Genomic DNA, 20,090 nt, shown 5'->3' on the forward strand with positions numbered 1-20,090 from the left:
GGCCCAAGCCTGGCCAGGCGCCGCGCCAGATCAGCCAGCTCGCCGGGGCTAGTGCCGCAGCGCAGATGCGTGCCGGCTGGATGGATGTGGATGTCCAGATGGGCTTTGGAAACGTCGATGCCGACGAAGCCGGAGTGTACTAACATGGCCTTGCTCCCAGGCTTGTGGTGCGGGCGAGAGCCCAATCAACCGTTCGGGGTCAAAGGGAGCAGGCAGGGCCTTGCTTGACCGCGGCTGTCAAAAACCAGCCCGTAAAGACGGCCTCCTGCCTGCATCAGCCGGGATGCGCATCCCGGCTGATGCGCCAAGTAAACCATATTCCCTCCACACAAGCCCGTGGGCAGCGCGGTGGATGACTGACATGCCGAGACGAGGAAAAGGCCGACCTAATACATGGCGCAGGCACCCTCAAGCCACCATCCGCCCAAACAAAAAGGGCCGCTCCGAAGAGCGGCCCCTGGTCATAGTGAAGCACCGACTAGAACTGGGCCGGAACGCGGGGGGTATCGTCGCTGGTGGGCGCGACAGCCCACGATTCCAGGAACCGCGGATCGTCATAGTCGTTGGCGGCAATGGCATCGGCGGGGATGTTCGCTTCGAAGGCCCGCAGACGCTTGAACACCGAGATCAGCGAGATGATCGTGGTCCACGAACTGGCGAGGAACTTGAACGAGTCCTCCACCTGGCTGAACGCATTGTTGACCTGGGTGAACAGGCCCAGCGTCAGCGTGCCGCCGACAATGGATGGCGCCATGGCGATCAGGGGCACGAAATTGGACCCCTGCAGATACGCGTAACGCGCCACGTTGAAGTACAGGTAGTGCTTGTACAGCCGGAAATAATTGTGCTGCAGGTTGATGAACAGCTGCCGCACGCTGACCGGATCAGCCCGGATCTGGTTGTCCTCGCCATAGACCAGTTCCTTACGGAAGGCGGCTTCGACGCGCTGGTTGACGAATTCCAGGCCCGGCAATTTCCAGCCGACCGTGGCCAGCAACAATGTCCCGAAGGCCGAAGAGGCCAGCGCGACCCAGACGAGGCTGCCATTGACCGCCCCGAAGAACGGCAGTTCCGTAATATGCGAGGAGAGCTCCCACAGCAGGGGCAGGAACACGATCAGCGTCATCACCGAGGCGACGAAGGAAACGGCCAGCCCCTCGACGATGTTGGCGAAGCGCTGGGTATCCTCCTGCACACGCTGCGATGCGCCTTCGATATGGCGCAGGTGCTGCCAGTGGCTCATGTAGAAGAAGGTCATCGCCCGGCGCCAGCGGAACAGGAAGTGCGCGATGAAGAACGCATTGATCACAAGAACGGTGATGTTGGGAATGAGCACATAGGCCACGGTGGCGATTTCACCGAGGAACCGCTCCAGCGAGACACTGCCCGGCGTCTGCAACGCGGTCTGGATGAGGTTGTAGAACGCGCCATACCAGTCATTCAGCCAGGCGCTGATCTGCACGTTGAAATAGACGATCTCGATAATCGTCACGCTGCCGACCACCGACCACCAGTACCAGCGCCGATTGCCGCCGATCCAGTACCAGGGAATGCAGAACAAGTAGCCGGTCATCAGCACGTACTGATAGAGCCAGACCTTGTCGGACGAAAAGAACGGCGTCGGATTGGCTTCAGTAACCGGAATGCCGAGCCAGGGGCCAAGACTGATGAGGGCCTGCATCTGGTCGCCGATAGTGTACCAGGCGAGCATGACGACTGCGACCCAGCAGAGTGCGGCAGAAAAAAACAGGCGGGGATTGGGAAAAAAGGAACGAAACACCGCGAGACTCCTGGGTGCCGAGGGAATGCGTCATCTAGCGGTCGCAATCGGCCTAAAGCAAGATTTGGAAGTTAAACCTTGGTAATGTTGGTCACGGCGGTTTTCCTTCCCCTCCGCCTCCGGGGGCGCTATCAGCAACGGCGCGGGTTGCGGAGAGTTTCGCCATGAATGAAATCGCTTTTGACACTGGGATCGACGACGCCGGGGAGACCTCCGCCGGCGTGCACCCGATCTATGCCAATGCGCCGCGTTCGGTGGAGTTCAACAAGCTGCGCAAGCGCCTGGTGCGCAATACCCGCGAGGCGCTGGAAAAGTTCGCCATGGCCCGCGCCGGCGAACGCTGGCTGGTGGCTCTCTCAGGCGGCAAGGACAGTTATGGCCTGCTCGCCATCCTGCTCGATCTCAAGTGGCGCGGCCTGCTGCCGGTGGAACTGCTGGCCTGCAATCTCGATCAGGGCCAGCCGAACTTCCCCAAGCATATCCTGCCCGAATTCCTGACCGGCCTCGGGATCGCGCATCGCATCGAATACAAGGACACCTATTCGATCGTCACCGACAAGCTGCCGGCCGGGGCGACCTATTGCTCGCTATGCTCGCGGCTGCGGCGTGGCAATCTCTATCGCATCGCCCGCGAGGAAGGCTGCTCGGCACTGGTGCTGGGTCACCACCGCGACGATAGCCTGGAAACCTTCTTCATGAACCTGTTCCATGGCGGCAAGCTCGCAGCCATGCCGCCGCGCCTGCTCAATGACGAGGGCGATGTGGAAGTGCTGCGCCCGCTGATCTATTGCGCCGAGGACGACCTGCAGCGCTTTTCCGATGCCATGGCTTTCCCGATCATCCCCTGCGATCTCTGCGGCAGCCAGGATGGGCTGGAGCGCAACGCCATGAAGGCAATGCTGGGCGATATCGAAAAGCGCATGCCCGGCCGCAAGGACGTGATGATCCGCGCGCTGGGCAATGTGAATGCCAGCCATTTGCTCGATCCGAAACTGTTCGATTTTGCCGCTTTGCTCGACCGGAGGACCTGAGACTTGACCATCGATATCCCTGCGCTTGCCACTATCCTGCGCGATGCGGCCAAGGCCGAAGTGCTGCCGCGGTTCCGCCGGCTCGATGCTGGCATGGTCAAGATCAAGACCGAAGCCATCGACATGGTCACCGAGGCCGACGAAGCCGCCGAGCGCTTCATCAAGGCCAAGGTGGCAGCGCTCTGGCCCGAGGCGCTGTTCGTCGGTGAGGAATCCGTCGCCGCTGACCCATCGCTGCTGACGGCGCTCGCCACGGCCGATCTTGCCGTCGTGGTCGATCCGATCGACGGCACGGCCAATTACGCCGCCGGCCTGCCGCTATTCGCGGTGATGGCGGCGGTGGTCTCCAAGGGCGAGACCATTGCCGGCATCATCTATGATCCCATGGGCGATGACTGGGTGATGGCCGAAAAGGGCGGTGGCGCCTGGCTGCGCCGTCCCGATGGCGAGGCGGTGCAGTTGCACGTCGCCGAAACCCTGCCGCTGGCCGACATGGTCGGCTCGGCCTCCGTGGCCTTCCTGCCGGCCGACAAGCGGGTCGAGGTGCTGCAGAACACCGCCAAGGTGCGCCTCGTCGCGCATTACCGCGTTGCCGGCCATGAATACCGCACCTTTGTGTCAGGCCATTCCCAGTTCATGAGCTTCAACAAGCTGATGCCCTGGGACCATCTGGCCGGCGTGCTGATCAGCCAGGAAGCCGGCGGCTATGCCGCCCGCATGGATGGCCAGCCCTATCTCCCCCACCATGTCGATGGCGGCCTCCTCGTCGCCCCCGACAAAGCCAGCTGGGAATTGCTGCGCCGGGAAGTTTTTACGTTTTAAGGGAAGGGGGCGGCCGCGTCCTCTACCCATCCACTGCACCGATACCCCCCCACGGAGTCATTCCCGCGCAGGCGGGAATCCATTCTGGGGATGCGGGTTGTCGACGAGAAAGAATGGATTACCGCCTGCGCGGGAATGACCCGGTGGTCGTGTGGCGCCCCAACGCCCCATCGCCCACTCCCCATTGCACGACTCATAAGTCTGTGCTTATGTGTCGCTCATGAGCGAAGCAGAACTCTTCAAAGTCCTGGCCGATCCAACCCGCCGCGCGGTGCTCGAGCGGCTGGCTGGTGCCGAAATGACCGCCACCGAGTTGCGCGAGGGCTTTGCCATCTCGCAGCCGGCGATGAGCCAGCATCTGGCGGTGCTGCGCGGTGCCGGCCTTGTCAGCGAGCGGCGCGAGGGGCGCTATGCCCATTATCGCGTCGAGCCTGAGGGCATGGCGCCGCTCCATGCCTGGCTGGCCCGCTATCGGGCCTTCTGGCCCGAGCGGATCGATGCGCTCAAGGACCTGCTCAAGGAGATGGACCAATGACCGATCCGGATGCGCTGGTATTTGAATGCGCGCTCGATGCGCCACCCGAAAAGGTCTGGCGGGCGCTGAGCATCCCCGAATATCTCGATCGCTGGCTGGGCAAGGCCGAAGCCGGCGCCGAGCGCGTCGATCTGGCGGTGGTGACCTCAGAGGAAAACAAGTCGCTGACCTATCGCTGGCGCGAGTCAGGGCAGGGCGCCATTGTCGGGGCCGAGGACAGCCTCGTCACCTTCGAGATCAGCCCGACCAGCGATGGCGGTACCTGGTTCCGGCTCACCCACGCGCCCCAGGCGCTGCCGGTGGCCGCCAATAGCAATGTGATGATGGCGCTGGCCGCCTAGCCCAAGACTTCAACGCAATCCTGAACGGAGATCGCCGATGCGCGACATGATGCAGCTCGTCCCTATGGTGGTGGAACAATCCAGCCGGGGAGAGCGATCCTTCGATATCTATTCGCGCCTGTTGCGCGAGCGGATCATCTTTCTCAATGGCCAGGTCGAGGACAATATGGCAGCGCTGATCTGCGCCCAATTGCTGTTCCTCGAGGCCGAAAATCCAAAGAAGGAAATCAGCCTCTATATCAACTCGCCCGGTGGCGTCGTCTCGTCGGGGCTGGCCATCTACGACACCATGCAATTCATCCGTGCCCCGGTCGGCACGCTCTGCATGGGCACGGCGATGTCCATGGGCTCCTTCCTGCTGATGGCCGGCGAGCCCGGCCACCGCGTCTGCCTGCCCAATGCCAGCATTCTCCTGCACCAGCCCTCCGGCGGCTATCAGGGGCAGGTCACCGATATTCTGCTGCACGCCGAGGAAAGCCAGCGCAACAAGGTGCGCATGCAGCAACTCTACGCCAAGCATTGCGGCCGGACCTATGAAGAGGTCGAGGCCACGCTGCACCGGGATCATTTCATGACCCCGGAGGAAGCCAAGGCCTGGGGGTTGGTCGACCACGTGCAGAAGGACCGTGGTGAGGATGTGGTGGAGTAGGGCATCCCACCGCGCCTGCCACGAGGCCCGCCGATCAAGCCCGAGAGCAACCCGGTGAGTATTGATGGATGGTGGCAACAAGCTGCCCACACCCACCAGCCGTCATCCCGGCGAAAGCTGGGATCCAGTTTCCTTATGCGCATCCCCCAAACTGGACCCCGGCTTTCGCCCGGGTGACGCGGTGTTTGTGGCGGCACCGCGCCGGTTCCCCCAAAACCGCCCCCTCAGTCTGCGTCCCCTCCCCCTCGAGGGGGAGGGTCAGGGTGGGGGCGGGGGTGCTGCGATTGCCGCGAGGCCGGAGCGTGTGGAGCGCGCAGAACCCCCACCCTTGATCCCTCCCCTCAAGGGGGAGGGAGTCGACTGCAAATTCGTCATCAATCCGTCGGCCGGCCTCTCCCCCCTTGTGAGGGTGGGGTTACCAAACCAGGCCCTCAACGCCGTCATCCCGGCGAAAGCCGGGGTGACGCCGAGTATGTTGCGGCGTCATCGCCCACCCCAAAAACCGCCCCCGCAGTCTGCGTCCCCTCCCCCTTGAGGGGAGGGTCAGGGTGGGGGTGCTGCGGCTGTCGCGAGGCGGGAGCGTGCGGGGTGTGCCTCCACAAACACCGACCACCGACCAGCGACAACCAAAACTTATCCCCCCCCCCTCCCACCACCCCCATACTCACCCCATTCCCGCACTTCTACTGCGCGGTCGCGACGAACGGTCGGTGCGGGGAATGCCGGTGGGGTGGGAGTCGTCCTGCCCCGGTGGGCGACACCGTCAGTATCGGCTGAAAAACCGCCGCCCCTGGTTCGGTCCCACAAAAAATACCGGCGCGATGGCGAGGCTCTTGCCTCATTTCATTGCGGACTACCCGCTCGGGGCAAAAGCCTCGCCATCCCCGCACTTCCGTTTGGAAGTTGCCGAGCATTTCCCGCTGAAGCGCTGTGCGCTTCGGCTGAAATGCCAAGCACTTCGCCTACGAAGTGCGCCGGCACTCCACCCGAAACCGCGTCCGGCGGCGTTTGCGCACGCCCAAAAAAGAAAGGCCCCGTGATGATCAACCACGAGGCCTTCTGTTGCAGTCCGAAGCTGCTATTGCGCGGCAGCGGGGCTGGCTTCAGCCTGGGCATATTCAGCCCCGACGCCGAACAGCCTGCCCTTCTCGGCAACGAGAATGCAGATCAGCGCCAGCACACCCATGGCGAAGTAGCCCGTCGCCGCGGGCACTGTGGTGCCGTTGAATGCCTGACCCGTGAAGCTGCCGATCAGGGCGCCGCCGACCGTCTGGATGAAACCGAAGACGGCCGAAGCCGTTCCCGCCACGGCACCGAGCGGCTCCATGGACAGCGAGTTCATGTTCGAGGCGGCCCAGCCGAAGCTGAACATGATGATGGCCAGCAGCGAGAAGAACAGCCAGAGCGGCAGGAAGCCGGACAGCGCGAAGGCCAGCCAGATGCCGCTGACGGCGGTGAAGCTCAGCATCGCCCCATGCGACAGGCGGCGCATGCCGAACCGGCGCACGATGCGCGAATTGGTGAAGGACGACACCGCCATCAGCCCGGCCATGGCGGCAAAGGCGACGGGGAAATAGACGCCCAGGCCATAGATATCGACATAGATCTGCTGGGACGAACTGATGAAGCCGAACAATGCCCCGAACAGGAACATGCCGGCCAGGCCATAGGAAAAGGCCACACGGTTGGTGAAGACGATGCGGAAGCCGTCGAAGACTGCCTTGATGCTCAGCGGGCGGCGCTGGTCCTGCGGCAGGGTTTCGGGCAGGCGGAACCAGGTCCAGAGCCAGAATACGGCGGCCAGCAGCCCCATGAAGATGAAGATATTGTGCCAGTCGCCCACCAGCAGGATGATCTGGCCAATGCCGGGTGCGATAATGGGGATCGCCATGAACACCATGAAGGTCAGCGACATGACCTCGGCCATTTCGCGGCCCGAATACCGGTCGCGCACCACGGCGGTGGCGATGACCCGCACGCTGGCAGCACCCATGCCCTGGATGAAACGCAGCACCAGCAAAATGGTGAAGCTCGGCGCGAACACGGCGGCGATGGCGGCGACGATATAGAGCCCCATGCCCACCAGCAGCGGCGCACGGCGGCCAAAGCGGTCGGTCAGCGGGCCAAAACCGAGCACCGCAAGACCCATGCCGAGCATATAGGCCGAGATGACGAATTGGCGTTCGTTCTCGCTGGTGACACCCAGCGCCTCGCCCATATAGGGCAGGGCGGGCAACATGACGTCAATAGCGAGTGCATTGAGTGCCATCAGGGCGGCAATCAAGGCAATGAATTCGGGGCGCGAGAGCACCCGCGTGAAATGGTCTGACATGAATGATTCTCGAACGGCCGGCGCGAAGGGCCAGCGGAAAATTGGTGCGAACCTTGAACCTGTCTGTCCGGTTTTGCAAGTCCGAGCATCGGTGAAAGCCGATGGAGCATGGCTGCAATGCAAAACTGATTCATCGGCCCCGGCTAAGGGCCGGTGATGGCAGTGCTATGCGGGTTTCATGGCAAAGCTGGTTGCGCTGCGCTCATTGATGGGGATGTGAATGGCCGCCGAGGCAAGGCCGAGCACGATGCCGAGATACCAGACCAGGTCGTAGTGGCCCGTCAGGTCGAACACCACGCCCCCCAGCCAAACGCCCATGAACGAGCCGAGCTGGTGGCTGAAAAAAGCGATGCCATAGAGCATGCCCATATAGCGGGCGCCAAAGAACAGGCTCACCAGCCCGGCAGTCAGCGGCACGGTCGACAGCCAGAGCACGCCCATCGCCGCAGCGAATGTATAGGCGGTGAGTTCGGTGACCGGGAACAGCATGAACAGGCCGATGGCGACGGCGCGCAGGAAATAGATCGTGGCCAGCAGCATCTGCTTGGGCAACTTGCCGCCCAGATATCCCGACAGGAGCGAACCGACGATGTTGAACAGCCCGATCACCGCAATGGTCCAGCTGCCCACTTCCGGGGACAGGCCACATTGCACCAGATAGGCGGGCATATGCACATTGATGAACGCCAGGTGGAAGCCGCAGACGAAAAAGCCAATGACCAGAAGGCGATAGGAGCCATAGCCCCAGGCCTTGGACAGGGCCTCCATGAAGGGCAGGTCGGCCTGACCCACCGTCTGCTCGGTCTTGCCGCGCAGGGCAAAGGACAGCGGAATGATCAGCAGCAGCATCATGCCGAGATAGATCAGCGCCGTCTGCCAGCCAAAGGCATTGATGAAGCCCTGGCTGATCGGCGCGAAGGCAAACTGGCCGAAGGACGATGCGGCGGTAGCGACGCCGAAGATCAGCGAGCGCTTTTCGACCGGCACGGACCGGCCAAAGGCAGCCATGACCACGCTGAACGAACAGATGGCGATACCGACGCCGGTGATGATGCCGCCGGTCACCATCATGATCCCGGCGGTGGGCGAGAAGGCCATCAGGATGACGCCCGCCGCATAAACGACAGCGCCCGCTGCAATGGTGCGGCCGGTCCCGACGCGGTCGGCAAAGTTGCCGGCGAAGGGTTGGGCGATACCCCAGGCCAGGTTCTGGATGGCCATGGCCATGCCCCAGCCTTCGCGGCTCAGTCCAAGGTCGGTCGTCATCGGCAGCGTGAACAGGCCAAAGCTGGTGCGGATACCGTTGCCGATGGCGGCAATGATGCAGCCGGCAATGATCAGGACAAGCAGAGGAACAGCAGGGCGGATGGACGAAGTCGACATGGGAGCATCCAGAAGGTGGACGAAATACCTACGCCCGCAAGTTCATCACGGAAAGCGATATTCGGGAATGGCGGCTATCAATAACTGTGATGGGGTTGACGGTCGGGTCGAGCAGGCGGACAAGTCCGGCGCAATTGGAGCCGCGCCTTGATCCGTCATATCGTCTTCTTCACCGCCAAGTCCGCCGACACCATCGACGCGGTCTGCGCCGGCCTTGAACGGCTGGGCACCATCGAGCATGCCAGCCATTTCGAGGTGACCCGCAACAGCAAGGTCGACCAGATCTCCAACGAGGTCGACGTCGTCGTCTATGCCGAGTTTGCCGATGCGCAGGCGCTCGCCGCCTATAAGGCGCACCCCACCTATGCCGAAGCTACGCGCCTGGTTCGGCCCCTGCGCGAGCTCAGGCTATCGGCGGATTTCGAGGCGAGGCCGGTGGGCGACGCTTGCCCAAATAAAAACGCCGGCCACTAGGACCGGCGTTTGGAAACTGGAGCAGTTCGATCAGGCCGTCTGCTTGACCGTGATGCCAGCGCTTTCCAGATGCGCCTGCAGTTCGCCGGCCTGGAACATCTCGCGGACGATGTCGGCGCCGCCGACGAATTCGCCCTTCACATAGAGCTGGGGGATAGTCGGCCAATTGGTGTAGGCCTTGATACCGTCGCGCAGTTCGGCGCTTTCCAGCACATTGGCGCTGCCATATTCGACGCCGAGATAGCCAAGAATCTGCACGACCTGACCGGAGAAACCGCACTGTGGAAAGTCCGGCGAGCCCTTCATGAACAGGAAGATGTCGTTGTTCTTCACCTTGTCGTCGATGAATGCGTTGATGTCGGTCATGGCGAAGCCTTTCTGGGGTCCGGTGGAGGCCGGGAAAACTATTGGCTCATAAATAGGAGCTTGAAGGTGCCCTGTCGAGGGCTCCCAATCGTCAATTGCCGATAGTTGATATCAGAGGCGCTCGGCAATCCAGGGGTGGTTGGTAAAGTCGTCCATGGTGTCGAACTGCACCGCCTCCCACCCATAGGAGCGGGCGCCGGCGACAACGCCCGGCGTATCGTCAAAGAACAGCGGCGGCTCGGACTGCCGGCCGATCCGCGCCATGATGAAATCGAAATAGCCGCGCTCAGGCTTTCGAATGCCGATCCGCGCCGAATAGAAGATGTCCTCGAACAGCGCGCTCATGCCCAGCGTCTGCCAAAGCCACAGGGCCCGCAGGTGGTCCTGGTTGGTGGCGACATAGAGCTTGAGATCACTGCGCTGGCGGAGGCGCGCGATCATATCGAGCAGGGGCTGGTTAAGCTTTGAATCGTGCGATAGCCAATAGTGCACGAACACCATCGGCGAGCCCTTATAGCCCAGCGACGGCAGGATGCGGTCGAGCGCTGCGACCAGCGAGGTCTGGCCGGTGATGACCTTCTTGATGAAGATGTCGTAGATGAACTCGTTGCGAAATCGCTCGGGATCGACGCCGAGATCGGCCAAAAGGTTCTCATCCCAGCGCTGCTGCAGGTCGGGCCGGGCATGATAACCGTGGACCAGCACACCATCGACATCGAAGAATACGGCTCGGGTCAACGGGCGGGCCCCCGGGCGATTGCGCCAAGTCCGGCAAGGACTTCGGGGGGAATGCTGAGCTCTCGAATCACATCGGCATGGCCGCGGAAGCCGAGCAGTTCGCGCTGGACGAAATATCCCCAGACGGCGGCGCGGGCTTTCGCGAGGTGTGCATTGTGATCGCCGGGCTTGCTCAAGGCGGCAATGGCCTCAATGACCTGTCGCTCGGCGGCACCGAGCGACGAGGCTTTTTCGGCGAGAATCTCGTGGCCAATTGCGGCGGTACCGGCGTTGGGCCGGACCATGCCGATCAGGTCGAGAGAGTCGCGCAGCGACATGGATCAGTCTGGGGCGCTGGTCTGGAGAGCCAGGGCATGCAGCGCACCGCCCATGTCGCCCTGCAGGGCCGCATAGACGAGCTGGTGCTGCTGGACGCGGGACTTGCCGCGGAACTGTTCGGACTTGACCGTGGCGGCATAGTGGTCGCCATCACCCGCCAGATCGCGGATTTCGATATCGGCATCGGGGAGCGCTGCCTTGATGCGGCGCTCGATCTCATTGGCGTCCATGGGCATTTTCGGTCTCCTGCAAACGTGCCGGGCGGGACATCCGCCACCCCCTTGATATGGCATGAGGGCCGCAGCGCTTCAACCAGCGGTTATTGCGAAGCTGGGACTGGCGCTGCGGCACTCGGCTCGGCCTCCGCGCCAATGCAGCATTCGGCATCAGGCTTGGTCGAAAAATTGGCGATGATGAAGTCGACGACCGGGCGGGCTTCGGCGGCAATCGCCGTCGAGTAGAGACAATCGAGAACATAGCCGTTGCCGCCATCGACGGTCTGGGTGTGGACGATGGTCAGTGGCATGCCCATTGGCGAGTCGGTGCTCTGGGCGTCGTAATACAGGGCCGGGCCGCTCTGATAAGGTTTGATGGCCTTGGTGCCGAGGGTGAAGCCGGGGAATGTGCCGGACCAATTGGCGGTGACTTCCGTGTCGTCGAGTTCGGCAAGAGCCGAATCTGCGGTCCAGTCGGTCGATGTGACCGGCACGATGGTCAGGTCGCAATAGATCGGCGCGTCGGGGTGGCTGAGGCTTAGCGGTTGGTCGCCGCCGCCGGAAGCGCTCATGCTGTCGGGGTAGATCAGCGTATAGGGCCGATCGGCCAGCACGGAGCGCGTGATGTTGACGTTCTGCGCATAGGCCGTGACCGGCAGCAAGCCGGCTGACACCACAATGGCGCACCCAATCGCCTGACGAATGATCATTCTGATCTCTCCAAATCCGTTACCCCACCCTGTTCTGCGAAGCGCCCAAAGAGCGGCGATGATGAGGCAGGCGCGGCGATTGCAACGGATTTGAAGGAAAGAGTGGCAAAGCGGTCAGGGGCGGGACGGGCTCGCCCCTGACAGAAAGACCTATTCGCCGGCCATGAACTGGGGGAACCAGCCTTCATGGGCGGCCTTGAGTGCGGCGACGGGAACTGGGCGCGCATCGCCGAGCACCAGATCGGTGCCGCCGGTGGAGCCGATCCAGGGGGCGTGAATGCCCAGGGCCTTGGCTTCGTCCCAGAGCGCGACGATCTCTTCGCCCTGCGGGTCGAGATTGACCGTCACGAGATAGCGGCCCTGATCTTCGCCGAAGAATTGGGGGATCGGGTCGGCGTCGGCAATAGCAACCACTTTGGCGCCGATGCCCGAGGCGATAGCCATTTCGGCAAGGCCCACAGCAAGGCCGCCATCGGACAGGTCATGCACGGCGGTAGCAACGCCGGAACGGATCAGCTTGCGGACGAAATCGCCGGTGCGCTTTTCATGGGCCAGGTCGACATGGGGGGCGGAGCCATCGCGGCGACCGAACAGGTCACGCAGATAGATTGACTGGCCGAGATGGCTGCCGCGTTCCGGGGGAGCGCCGAACAGCAGGATGACCTGGTTCTCGGCGGCAAAGCCGATGCGGGCCATCTGGCTCCAATCGGGGAGCAGGCCAACGCCACCAATGGTCGGGGTCGGCAGGATGCCGCGGCCATTGGTTTCGTTGTAGAGCGAGACGTTGCCGGAAACGATCGGGAATTCCAGCACCCGGCAGGCTTCGCCAATGCCCTTGATGGCATGAACCAGCTGGCTCATGATTTCGGGGCGTTCGGGATTGCCGAAATTGAGGTTGTCCGTTGCGGCCAGTGGCTCGGCGCCGGTCGCGGTCAGGTTGCGCCAGGCTTCGGCCACGGCCTGCTTGCCACCCTCATAGGGGTCGGCTTCGCAATAGCGTGGGGTGACGTCCGAGGTGAAGGCCAAGCCCTTGGTGTCATGGCCTTCGACGCGGATCACGCCGGCATCGCCCCCGGGCCGCTGCAGCGAATTGCCCTGGATGAGCGTGTCATACTGTTCGTAGACCCAGCGGCGCGATGCCGATTGGTGACCACCGATGAGCTTGAGCACGGCGTCGGCCACGTCCATCTGCGGCACGTCGCCCGCGGCAAGGGCGGGGAAGGGCGCCGCAGGCGTCCAGGGACGGTCATATTCGGGGGCTTCGTCGCCCAGCTCCTTGATCGGCAGGTTGGCGACTTCTTCGCCCTGCCAGATGACGCGGAAGCGCAGGTCGTCGGTGGTCTTGCCGACAGTGGCGAAATCGAGCTCCCACTTGACGAAGACGGCGCGGGCCTCGGCTTCCTTTTCGGGATGCAGCACCATGAGCATGCGCTCCTGGCTTTCGCTGAGCATCATTTCATAGGGGGTCATGTGGGTTTCGCGCACCGGGACCATGTCGAGGTTGAGCTCGATGCCGAGGTCGCCCTTGGCGCCCATTTCGACGGCCGAGCAGGTCAGGCCAGCGGCGCCCATGTCCTGGATGGCGATGACGGCGCCGGTGGCCATCAGCTCGAGGCAGGCCTCGAGCAGGCGCTTTTCGGTGAAGGGGTCGCCGACCTGAACGGTAGGGCGCTTCTCGTCGATATCGTCGCCGAATTCGGCCGAGGCCATGGTGGCGCCGCCGACACCATCACGGCCGGTCTTGGCGCCGAGATAGACGACGGGGAGGCCGACGCCCTCGGCCTTGGAGTAGAAGATCTTGTCGGTATCAGCCAGGCCCGCCGCGAAGGCGTTGACCAGTATATTGCCGTTATAGCGTTCGTCGAACTCGACTTCACCGCCGACCGTTGGCACACCAAAAGCATTGCCATAGCCGCCGATGCCGGCAACGACGCCGGAAACCAGATGCCTGGTCTTGGGATGCTCGGGGGCGCCGAAGCGCAGGGCGTTCATCGCGGCAACGGGGCGGGCACCCATGGTGAAGACGTCGCGCAGAATGCCGCCCATGCCGGTACCGGCGCCCTGATAGGGCTCGATAAAGGACGGATGGTTGTGCGATTCCATCTTGAAGACGATGGCCTGGCCATCGCCGATATCGACGACGCCGGCATTTTCGCCTGGCCCCTGGATGACGCGGGGGCCTGATGTCGGCAGGGTCTTCAGCCACTTCTTGGACGACTTGTACGAGCAGTGCTCGTTCCACATCGCCGAGAAAATGCCCAGCTCGGTGTAGGTGGGCTGGCGGCCGATCAGCGCGACGATCTTTTCGAATTCATCCGGCTTGAGGCCATGGTCGGCGACGAGCTTGGGGGTGATGGCGATGTGGTTCTGGTAAGTCATCAAGAAGCGGTTCCGTAGGGAGGCTCTGGAAAATATTCCATGAAGGTCTGGGTGGAGCGGGCGACGTCTTCGCCAAACAGATGGCCGACGAGCCAGAGCGCCATATCGAGGCCGGCCGAGACGCCGGCGCCGGTCAGCACAGTGCCGTCGCGGACATAACGCAGGTCTTCGACCAGCAGGGCATTGGGCGCGGCGGCGCGGAAGAACTCGAAGGCGCTGCGATTGGTGGTGGCGTGCTTGCCGTCGAGAAAACCCGCCTTGCCGAGCAGAGCCGCGCCGGTGCAGACCGAGGTCTGCCACTTGGCGGCGGCGAGGTAGGTGCGGAGGGCATCGATGAAGGTTGTGTCCTCGGATAGCGGGCGTGTGCCCTTACCGCCGGGGACCACGACGACATCGGCCATGGGTGCATCGCTAAAAGCGTGGTCGGCGACAACATAGAGCCCCTTGGCGCAGCGAATGGCGGCCTGGGGCCAACCGACGGTGAATACATCCAGCGGCGCGCCGATCTGGGCGGCCATGGTGAAGACTTCCCACGGGCCGACGAAATCGAGCTCTTCGACGCCGTCGAATACTACGATTGCGACGCTGGTGCGTGGGGCGGTTTCAGCCATGGGCCACCTGCCGCTTGCCGAGCCATTGATCGAGCAGGATCACGCCAACGCAGAGCAGGCCCAGACCAATGGTCATATAGACTGCGTTGAGCAGAACCTGCAGGTAACCCAGCTCAATGGCATTGAGGATGGGGTATGGATATTCCCGCACCCAGGCGCCGCGGGCCATGGCGTAGAGGAAATACACAAGGGTCGGCGCCAGCATCAGCGGAATATCTGCGAGGCGCAGCGTGCCGTGGCGGGCAAAGGCGGCCCACCAGACCACGTAAAGGGTCGGGGTGATGTAGTGGAGGATGTAGTCGCAGACCAGGAACAGGCCGGACAGCACGCTCAGGTGGCGCAGCACGAAATAGACGAAGATCATCACCAGCGCGATATTGGCGGCCATCATGGCGCGCACGATCGGGCGGCGGAACAGTTCGAGGCGCGGCGTTGTGGTCAGTTCCGACAGGTAGATCAGCACCAGAACGATATTGGTGAGGATGGTGTAATAGGTGAAAAATGTGCCGAGAGCGCCGGGGATATCGCGGCCAGCGGCCAGATAGGCCTGCATCGAGATGACGAATTGCACGACAAGGCCGGTGGCGCCGATCAGCAGGCCGATGAGGGTCAGCAGCCGGCGCCCGTTCATTCAGGCGACCTTGTCGAGCAAGCCCGCGAACAGGGCTCGCCCATCGGTGCCGCCATGCGCGGCCTCGATCAGGTTCTCTGGATGGGGCATCAGGCCCAGAACGTTCTTGCTGTCATTGAGAATGCCGGCAATGTCGTTGATCGAGCCATTGGGATTGGTGCCTTCGGCATAGCGGAAGGCGACCTGGCCATTGCCCTCGATGCGGGCAATGGTTTCGGCATCGGCGAAGTAGTTGCCGTCATGGTGGGCGACGGGGCAGCGGATGATCTGGCCGTTGCTATAACCGCGGGTAAAGGCGGTATCGGCATTGGTGACCTCGAGCTTGACCTCGCGGCAGACGAATTTGAGCGAGGTATTGCGCATCAGGGCGCCGGGCAGCAGGCCCGCTTCGATCAGGATCTGGAAGCCGTTGCAGACGCCGAGGACCTTGACGCCCCTGGCGGCGCGCTCGCGGACCTTGTCCATGATGGGGGAGCGCGCGGCGATGGCACCGCAGCGCAGGTAATCGCCATAGGAGAAGCCACCGGGGATGACCACCAGATCGACATCAGGAATATCGGCGTCCTGATGCCAGACGACCGCGGGGGCCGTACCGGAAATCTTGGTGAGAGCCGCGATCATGTCGCGGTCCCGATTGAGGCCTGGGAAGACGATGACTGCGGATTTCATCGGCTGGTCCTCGCAAATGTCTGGGTTGCGAGGCCCTTGTCGTGAGTCTTGGCGAAAAAGGCAAGGGGCGAGATTGCATATCCCGCCCGCAAGTCGTTCAAGTCTGCCACAGTGGCTATTCCGCAGCGGTTTGCGCGCGCGTGGGGGCCGGGCGACGCGGCGCGCCGGGCAGGTGGGCCCAGACCGGACGCTCGAACAGGAACTTGCCCCAGCCGGTGCGCTCGATGATCCAGTGCAGAACCAGCGGCGCCACGATGGCGACAATCATGGTCAGCACGCTGATCACGCTGACATCGGTGATGATGTCCAGCTTGAGCAGGATGGTGCGGAAGACGCCCATTGGCAGCACGAAGGCCAGGTAGACGATCAGCGACTTGGAGCCGAGCCAGCGCAGCCAATCCATGAAGGACAGCCTGCTGAGCAGCATGGCGAGGACGCAAAGCGCCAGCGTGCCGATCAGCGCCAGTACCAGATGCAGGCCGGGCAGGGCGGCTAGACCCATGGTGACATGGCCGGGGGCGATGACAAAGCCGGGCGAGAAAACCAGCGCAGCGTTGATGACGGCCCAGACCGCAAGGCCGGCGGTCGCCAGTAGCGCATTGCGTCCGGCCCAATCGGCGACCTTGAAGATCTGCGGGGCGAGGGCGTAACCAGCGTAGAAGTAGATAAAGAAAGCGCAAAACTGGTCGATGATGTAGCTGCCGGTGTGGATACTGGCCATCTGCAGCACGGCGCCGATGGCCAGGACTGCCCAATGGGGCGCCCGCAGGTCATGCAGCAGCTTGGTGGCGGCGCTGACCACCGCCAGCATGTAGATGAACCACAATACGCCATAGGGCTCGATGACAGCCCAGGCCAGATAGCTGGCGGCGGTCAGCGGGTCGCCGGCGAGGAGCGCCACCTTGAAGACGATGTGGATGGCGGCCCAGAGGACATAGAAATACAGGTAGTGCACGACGCGGCGGTCGGCATAGCGCGTCCAGTCGCGGCCGATGACCTGCGACAGGAACAGTCCCGAGATCAGGAAGAATTCCGGCATGCGGAACGGAGTGGCGAAAGCTATCGCCCAATGCAGGATGCCGATGCCGCCGGTATCTTCGCCGGTGCTGAAAGCGGAGTACATCATGACGACGAGCAGGATGGAGAGGCCCTTGGCCATATCCACCCATTGCAGGCGTTGGGAAGTGTCCGACATTGGCGACGCGCTCCAGACTAAACCGGAGACGATCTTAACCCGGCGCGGTTCAGCGGGGGTAAAGAGCGCGGTGCGAACTCAAGGAATTCGCTGAACTGGTAAGATTTTGGCTAAATCCGCCGGCAATCAGACCGGAACGGAGGCGTAGGCGGCGAACATAAGGCCGAGCGTGGCAAGGAACAGGACCGAGAGAGAAATGGATTTGAGCATAGCAAAACTGTCCTGCGCCGGGGCGTGGCGCGCCTAATTCTATCGCCTAAAGGCGTTAATTTGAGATTTCGATTGCGTAGTTTTCGATCACGGTATTGGCGAGCAGGCGCTCACACATGTCGGTGATCTGAGAACGCGCCGCAGCTTCGTCGGTTCCCTCAAGGGCAAGGTCAAAGACCTTGCCCTGACGCACGGCGCCTACGCCGGAAAAGCCGAGGCTCTTGAGCGAACCTTCGATGGCCTGTCCCTGAGGATCGAGGACGCCGGCCTTGAGCGTAACGGTGACGCGCGCTTTCATCGAACTACCTTGGATAGAGCTGCTTACTGGACGAGACGCGGACCGGTGGTCAGCGCATTATCGGTCTCAACGAGGATGCCCAGACGCTGGGCGACTTCGCGATAGGACTCGACGAGGCCGCCGAGGTTTTCGCGGAAGCGATCCTTGTCCATCTTGTTGCGGGTCTTGATGTCCCACAGACGGCAATTGTCCGGCGAGATCTCGTCGGCCAGAACGATGCGCATCATGTCGCCTTCATAGAGGCGACCGCATTCGATCTTGAAGTCGACGAGCTGGATGCCGACGCCCATGAACAGGCCGGTCAGGAAGTCGTTGACGCGGATGGCCAGGCTCATGATGTCATCGAGTTCGGCAGGGGTGGCCCAGCCGAAAGCGGTGATGTGCTCTTCGGAAACCATCGGGTCGCCGAGTGCGTCGTCCTTGTAGCAGAATTCGATGATCGAGCGGGGCAGCTGGGTGCCGGGCTCGAGACCAAGACGCTTCACCAGCGAGCCAGCCGCGACATTGCGCACGATGATCTCGAGCGGGATGATCTCGACTTCCTTGATCAGCTGCTCGCGCATGTTGATGCGCTTGAGGAAGTGAGTCGGGATGCCGAGGCCGTTCAGCTTGGTGAAGATGAACTCGGAGATGCGGTTGTTGAGGACGCCCTTGCCATCGATGACTTCATGGCGCGCGCCGTTGCCGGCGGTAGCGTCGTCCTTGAAATATTGAACCAGAGTGCCGGGCTCAGGACCTTCAAACAGGATCTTGGCCTTGCCTTCATAGATTCTGCGCCGACGGTTCATCTGTCTGTCCGTATCAATGAAGGAGAAATGGGGGTGAGAATTTGGCCGCTTCATGCGCCAGATTACACCAAAAATGCAAGCCCTTTCGATCCGCCCGGCGAGATGGCTGCCTTGCGGGCATTAGCTCTAGCACAGATCGCGAGCATATGGTCGCAAGCTGTGGGCAGGCGTTGATTTGGGCGGCTGAACCGCTTATGTCCAGACCAGCGCGCCCGATGGCGCCCAACCATAGCCGAGCGGGAGAGAAAATGAGCGGATTCGACGATCGCAAGAAGGGCCAGGAAGCCAAGTTCGCTTTCGACGCCGAGACACGCTTCAAGGCCGAAGCCCGCCGCAACAAGCTGCTGGGCATCTGGGCGGCCGAGCTGATGAGCCTGACCGGCGACGACGCCAAGGCCTATGCGGCCGAAGTGGTGGCTGCCGATTTCGAGGAAGCCGGCGACGAAGACGTGTTCCGCAAGGTTGCGGGCGATCTCAAGGCCAAGGGCATCGCGCTCGGTGACGACGTGATTCGCCAGAAGATGCAGCAGTTGGCGATTACCGCCAACGAGCAGGTTGCCGCCGAGGGCTGATTGCGCCGGATGGCGAGAGTTTTGAAAGGGACCGGTCGCAAGGCCGGTCCTTTTTTGTTGCCTCAGGCAGTGCATCAGGCCTTGAGGCGCTGCATTAGGCGGGTGAACATCAAGAGCCCTTCGGGCCAGGGGCCGTGACCCGAATCGACATTGATGTGGCCGGCATCGCCGGCCTGGTGGAAATCGCTGCCCCAGCAGGTGGCGAATTCGACGGCGCGGTCGATGGAGCAATAGGGATCGGAGTTGGAGGCGACCAGCATCGAGGGGAAGGGCAGCGGATCGCGCGGGACCGGCAGGAAGGGCGAGGTGGCTTCCGGCACGCCGGGATTGAGCTCGATATCGGGCGGGGCGACGAGGAAAGCGCCGCGCACCTTGGTATCGACGAGGCGCTGACCGACATGGGCGACGGCGATCACGGCGAGCGAATGGGCGATCAGCACCACCGGGCGGGTCGACATGATGATCGCCTGCTCGATGGTGGAGACCCAATCGTCCATGTCGGGCTCGTCCCAATCGGCCTGCTCGACAATGGCCGCATTGGCCAGGCGACCGGCCCAGCGATGCTGCCAATGGCCGGGACCGGAATTGCCCAGACCGGGCAGGATGAGGAAATCAGCCTCGGCGATCTTCATGTGCGGTCTGTCCGTTCGCGGAAAAAGCCGACCATGCGGTCGCTCATGCCGATGTTGCGATAGAAGCCCTCAGCGCCCTGCGCCGCGAGCAGCACAATGGAAACGCCGGGGCCAAAGATTTCGGCGGCCGTGTCGAGCAGCGACTTGCCGATCCCCTTGCCCTGCTGGCCTTCGATGACAGCCAGATCGATGCAATAGCTGACCCAGGCCCAATCGGTGATGCAGCGGCAGAGCCCGAGCAGGGTCCCATCCTCGTCACGCGCGGTGACGATGAGATGGGAGTGGTCGAGCATGGCCTGCACCCGGGCCGGATTGCCCAGGGGCCGCATCTCGCCCAGCGTGGTCGATCCGACGCAGGCGATATAGTCGGCTGCAGTCAGATCGGGCTCGCGGGCGAAGGTGACCGGCATA

General features: G+C 62.7%; 24 protein-coding genes. 7 read left to right on the forward strand and 17 right to left on the reverse strand.

The window, feature by feature from the left end; genetic code table 11:
• Positions 1 to 478: 478 nt before the first annotated feature.
• On the reverse strand, positions 479 to 1,780 hold the full coding sequence (gene sbmA / locus BUA69_RS03255) for a peptide antibiotic transporter SbmA (protein WP_046133331.1): 1,302 nt from the start codon (positions 1,778 to 1,780) through the stop codon (positions 479 to 481).
• 164 nt (positions 1,781 to 1,944) lie between these two features.
• On the opposite strand from sbmA, the gene ttcA reads away from it, so the two are divergent.
• From ttcA to BUA69_RS03280, 5 genes are all read left to right on the forward strand, one after another.
• A complete protein-coding gene (ttcA, locus tag BUA69_RS03260; protein WP_046133332.1) occupies positions 1,945 to 2,811 on the forward strand; it encodes a tRNA 2-thiocytidine(32) synthetase TtcA in 867 nt (288 codons plus the stop codon).
• Between the two features lie 3 nt (positions 2,812 to 2,814).
• Positions 2,815 to 3,633: an inositol monophosphatase family protein gene (locus BUA69_RS03265; RefSeq protein WP_046133333.1), complete on the forward strand. Its 819-nt coding sequence runs from the start codon at positions 2,815 to 2,817 to the stop codon at positions 3,631 to 3,633.
• 220 nt (positions 3,634 to 3,853) lie between these two features.
• On the forward strand, positions 3,854 to 4,168 hold the full coding sequence (locus BUA69_RS03270; protein WP_046133334.1) for an ArsR/SmtB family transcription factor: 315 nt from the start codon (positions 3,854 to 3,856) through the stop codon (positions 4,166 to 4,168).
• Complete coding sequence (locus BUA69_RS03275) at positions 4,165 to 4,509, forward strand: SRPBCC family protein (RefSeq protein WP_046133335.1); 345 nt, start codon at positions 4,165 to 4,167, stop codon at positions 4,507 to 4,509. Before BUA69_RS03270 ends, BUA69_RS03275 begins: the two co-directional genes overlap by 4 nt.
• Positions 4,510 to 4,546: 37 nt before the next feature.
• Positions 4,547 to 5,158 carry an ATP-dependent Clp protease proteolytic subunit gene (locus BUA69_RS03280; protein ID WP_046133336.1) on the forward strand — a complete coding sequence of 204 codons (612 nt, stop codon included), beginning with the start codon at positions 4,547 to 4,549 and terminating at the stop codon, positions 5,156 to 5,158.
• A gap of 1,078 nt (positions 5,159 to 6,236) precedes the next feature.
• Here BUA69_RS03280 and BUA69_RS03285 read toward each other — a convergent pair.
• Complete coding sequence (locus tag BUA69_RS03285; RefSeq protein WP_046137288.1) at positions 6,237 to 7,490, reverse strand: multidrug effflux MFS transporter; 1,254 nt, start codon at positions 7,488 to 7,490, stop codon at positions 6,237 to 6,239.
• A 165-nt stretch (positions 7,491 to 7,655) separates the two neighbouring features.
• Positions 7,656 to 8,873, reverse strand: coding sequence for an MFS transporter (locus BUA69_RS03290; protein WP_046137287.1), 1,218 nt, complete (start codon positions 8,871 to 8,873; stop codon positions 7,656 to 7,658).
• A 147-nt stretch (positions 8,874 to 9,020) separates the two neighbouring features.
• On the opposite strand from BUA69_RS03290, the gene BUA69_RS03295 reads away from it, so the two are divergent.
• Positions 9,021 to 9,347, forward strand: a complete 327-nt coding sequence (locus BUA69_RS03295; RefSeq protein WP_046137286.1) for a Dabb family protein — start codon at positions 9,021 to 9,023, stop codon at positions 9,345 to 9,347.
• Between the two features lie 30 nt (positions 9,348 to 9,377).
• Here the strand turns inward: BUA69_RS03295 and grxD are convergent, their stop codons facing one another.
• From grxD to purC, 12 genes are all read right to left on the reverse strand, one after another.
• Positions 9,378 to 9,713, reverse strand: a complete 336-nt coding sequence (gene grxD, locus BUA69_RS03300; protein ID WP_046137285.1) for a Grx4 family monothiol glutaredoxin — start codon at positions 9,711 to 9,713, stop codon at positions 9,378 to 9,380.
• A gap of 111 nt (positions 9,714 to 9,824) precedes the next feature.
• Positions 9,825 to 10,451 (reverse strand): HAD family hydrolase, encoded by a 627-nt coding sequence (locus BUA69_RS03305; RefSeq protein ID WP_046137284.1) that lies wholly within the window; start codon positions 10,449 to 10,451, stop codon positions 9,825 to 9,827.
• Positions 10,448 to 10,768 (reverse strand): DUF6665 family protein, encoded by a 321-nt coding sequence (locus tag BUA69_RS03310; RefSeq protein ID WP_046137283.1) that lies wholly within the window; start codon positions 10,766 to 10,768, stop codon positions 10,448 to 10,450. Before BUA69_RS03310 ends, BUA69_RS03305 begins: the two co-directional genes overlap by 4 nt.
• 3 nt (positions 10,769 to 10,771) lie before the next feature.
• Complete coding sequence (locus tag BUA69_RS03315) at positions 10,772 to 11,005, reverse strand: BolA family protein (protein WP_046137282.1); 234 nt, start codon at positions 11,003 to 11,005, stop codon at positions 10,772 to 10,774.
• Between the two features lie 83 nt (positions 11,006 to 11,088).
• Positions 11,089 to 11,694, reverse strand: a complete 606-nt coding sequence (locus tag BUA69_RS03320) for a hypothetical protein (protein WP_046137281.1) — start codon at positions 11,692 to 11,694, stop codon at positions 11,089 to 11,091.
• Positions 11,695 to 11,844: 150 nt separating this feature from the next.
• Complete coding sequence (purL, locus tag BUA69_RS03325) at positions 11,845 to 14,073, reverse strand: phosphoribosylformylglycinamidine synthase subunit PurL (RefSeq protein ID WP_046137280.1); 2,229 nt, start codon at positions 14,071 to 14,073, stop codon at positions 11,845 to 11,847.
• Positions 14,073 to 14,684: a DJ-1/PfpI family protein gene (locus BUA69_RS03330; protein WP_046137279.1), complete on the reverse strand. Its 612-nt coding sequence runs from the start codon at positions 14,682 to 14,684 to the stop codon at positions 14,073 to 14,075. The genes purL and BUA69_RS03330 overlap by 1 nt, the downstream gene beginning before the upstream one ends.
• Positions 14,677 to 15,315 carry a Pr6Pr family membrane protein gene (locus BUA69_RS03335; RefSeq protein ID WP_046137278.1) on the reverse strand — a complete coding sequence of 213 codons (639 nt, stop codon included), beginning with the start codon at positions 15,313 to 15,315 and terminating at the stop codon, positions 14,677 to 14,679. Before BUA69_RS03335 ends, BUA69_RS03330 begins: the two co-directional genes overlap by 8 nt.
• Positions 15,316 to 15,984 carry a phosphoribosylformylglycinamidine synthase subunit PurQ gene (gene purQ / locus BUA69_RS03340; protein ID WP_046137277.1) on the reverse strand — a complete coding sequence of 223 codons (669 nt, stop codon included), beginning with the start codon at positions 15,982 to 15,984 and terminating at the stop codon, positions 15,316 to 15,318.
• A 115-nt stretch (positions 15,985 to 16,099) separates the two neighbouring features.
• Positions 16,100 to 17,179 (reverse strand): acyltransferase family protein, encoded by a 1,080-nt coding sequence (locus BUA69_RS03345; RefSeq protein ID WP_046137276.1) that lies wholly within the window; start codon positions 17,177 to 17,179, stop codon positions 16,100 to 16,102.
• 265 nt (positions 17,180 to 17,444) lie between these two features.
• The gene (purS, locus tag BUA69_RS03350; RefSeq protein ID WP_046137275.1) at positions 17,445 to 17,687 is read right to left on the reverse strand and encodes a phosphoribosylformylglycinamidine synthase subunit PurS; all 243 of its coding nucleotides are present in this window, start codon (positions 17,685 to 17,687) and stop codon (positions 17,445 to 17,447) included.
• A 23-nt stretch (positions 17,688 to 17,710) separates the two neighbouring features.
• The gene (gene purC / locus BUA69_RS03355; protein ID WP_046137274.1) at positions 17,711 to 18,475 is read right to left on the reverse strand and encodes a phosphoribosylaminoimidazolesuccinocarboxamide synthase; all 765 of its coding nucleotides are present in this window, start codon (positions 18,473 to 18,475) and stop codon (positions 17,711 to 17,713) included.
• A gap of 248 nt (positions 18,476 to 18,723) precedes the next feature.
• Between purC and BUA69_RS03360 the strand changes: the two genes are divergently transcribed.
• Positions 18,724 to 19,047 carry a DUF1476 domain-containing protein gene (locus BUA69_RS03360; protein ID WP_046137273.1) on the forward strand — a complete coding sequence of 108 codons (324 nt, stop codon included), beginning with the start codon at positions 18,724 to 18,726 and terminating at the stop codon, positions 19,045 to 19,047.
• A gap of 74 nt (positions 19,048 to 19,121) precedes the next feature.
• Here the strand turns inward: BUA69_RS03360 and BUA69_RS03365 are convergent, their stop codons facing one another.
• Together BUA69_RS03365 and BUA69_RS03370 are read right to left on the reverse strand one after the other, a co-directional pair.
• The gene (locus BUA69_RS03365) at positions 19,122 to 19,679 is read right to left on the reverse strand and encodes an RBBP9/YdeN family alpha/beta hydrolase (RefSeq protein ID WP_046137272.1); all 558 of its coding nucleotides are present in this window, start codon (positions 19,677 to 19,679) and stop codon (positions 19,122 to 19,124) included.
• Positions 19,676 to 20,089, reverse strand: coding sequence for a GNAT family N-acetyltransferase (locus BUA69_RS03370; RefSeq protein ID WP_046137271.1), 414 nt, complete (start codon positions 20,087 to 20,089; stop codon positions 19,676 to 19,678). Before BUA69_RS03370 ends, BUA69_RS03365 begins: the two co-directional genes overlap by 4 nt.
• Between the last annotated feature and the right edge of the window lies 1 nt (position 20,090).

Origin of the sequence: Devosia limi DSM 17137 (assembly GCF_900128975.1) — a bacterium.
In the GTDB taxonomy this organism is placed as follows: domain Bacteria; phylum Pseudomonadota; class Alphaproteobacteria; order Rhizobiales; family Devosiaceae; genus Devosia; species Devosia limi.

Bases quoted from the DNA above. Each gene is read 5' to 3' on its own strand.
- ttcA (WP_046133332.1), top strand. From the start codon at position 1,945: ATGAATGAAATCGCTTTTGACACTGGGATCGACGACGCCGGGGAGACC.
- BUA69_RS03270 (WP_046133334.1), top strand. From the start codon at position 3,854: ATGAGCGAAGCAGAACTCTTCAAAGTCCTGGCCGATCCAACCCGCCGC.
- BUA69_RS03275 (WP_046133335.1), top strand. From the start codon at position 4,165: ATGACCGATCCGGATGCGCTGGTATTTGAATGCGCGCTCGATGCGCCA.
- BUA69_RS03280 (WP_046133336.1), top strand. From the start codon at position 4,547: ATGCGCGACATGATGCAGCTCGTCCCTATGGTGGTGGAACAATCCAGC.
- BUA69_RS03285 (WP_046137288.1), bottom strand. From the start codon at position 7,490: ATGTCAGACCATTTCACGCGGGTGCTCTCGCGCCCCGAATTCATTGCC.
- BUA69_RS03290 (WP_046137287.1), bottom strand. From the start codon at position 8,873: ATGTCGACTTCGTCCATCCGCCCTGCTGTTCCTCTGCTTGTCCTGATC.
- grxD (WP_046137285.1), bottom strand. From the start codon at position 9,713: ATGACCGACATCAACGCATTCATCGACGACAAGGTGAAGAACAACGAC.
- BUA69_RS03310 (WP_046137283.1), bottom strand. From the start codon at position 10,768: ATGTCGCTGCGCGACTCTCTCGACCTGATCGGCATGGTCCGGCCCAAC.
- BUA69_RS03315 (WP_046137282.1), bottom strand. From the start codon at position 11,005: ATGCCCATGGACGCCAATGAGATCGAGCGCCGCATCAAGGCAGCGCTC.
- BUA69_RS03320 (WP_046137281.1), bottom strand. From the start codon at position 11,694: ATGATCATTCGTCAGGCGATTGGGTGCGCCATTGTGGTGTCAGCCGGC.
- purL (WP_046137280.1), bottom strand. From the start codon at position 14,073: ATGACTTACCAGAACCACATCGCCATCACCCCCAAGCTCGTCGCCGAC.
- BUA69_RS03330 (WP_046137279.1), bottom strand. From the start codon at position 14,684: ATGGCTGAAACCGCCCCACGCACCAGCGTCGCAATCGTAGTATTCGAC.
- BUA69_RS03335 (WP_046137278.1), bottom strand. From the start codon at position 15,315: ATGAACGGGCGCCGGCTGCTGACCCTCATCGGCCTGCTGATCGGCGCC.
- purQ (WP_046137277.1), bottom strand. From the start codon at position 15,984: ATGAAATCCGCAGTCATCGTCTTCCCAGGCCTCAATCGGGACCGCGAC.
- BUA69_RS03345 (WP_046137276.1), bottom strand. From the start codon at position 17,179: ATGTCGGACACTTCCCAACGCCTGCAATGGGTGGATATGGCCAAGGGC.
- purS (WP_046137275.1), bottom strand. From the start codon at position 17,687: ATGAAAGCGCGCGTCACCGTTACGCTCAAGGCCGGCGTCCTCGATCCT.
- purC (WP_046137274.1), bottom strand. From the start codon at position 18,475: ATGAACCGTCGGCGCAGAATCTATGAAGGCAAGGCCAAGATCCTGTTT.
- BUA69_RS03360 (WP_046137273.1), top strand. From the start codon at position 18,724: ATGAGCGGATTCGACGATCGCAAGAAGGGCCAGGAAGCCAAGTTCGCT.
- BUA69_RS03365 (WP_046137272.1), bottom strand. From the start codon at position 19,679: ATGAAGATCGCCGAGGCTGATTTCCTCATCCTGCCCGGTCTGGGCAAT.
- BUA69_RS03370 (WP_046137271.1), bottom strand. From the start codon at position 20,089: ATGCCGGTCACCTTCGCCCGCGAGCCCGATCTGACTGCAGCCGACTAT.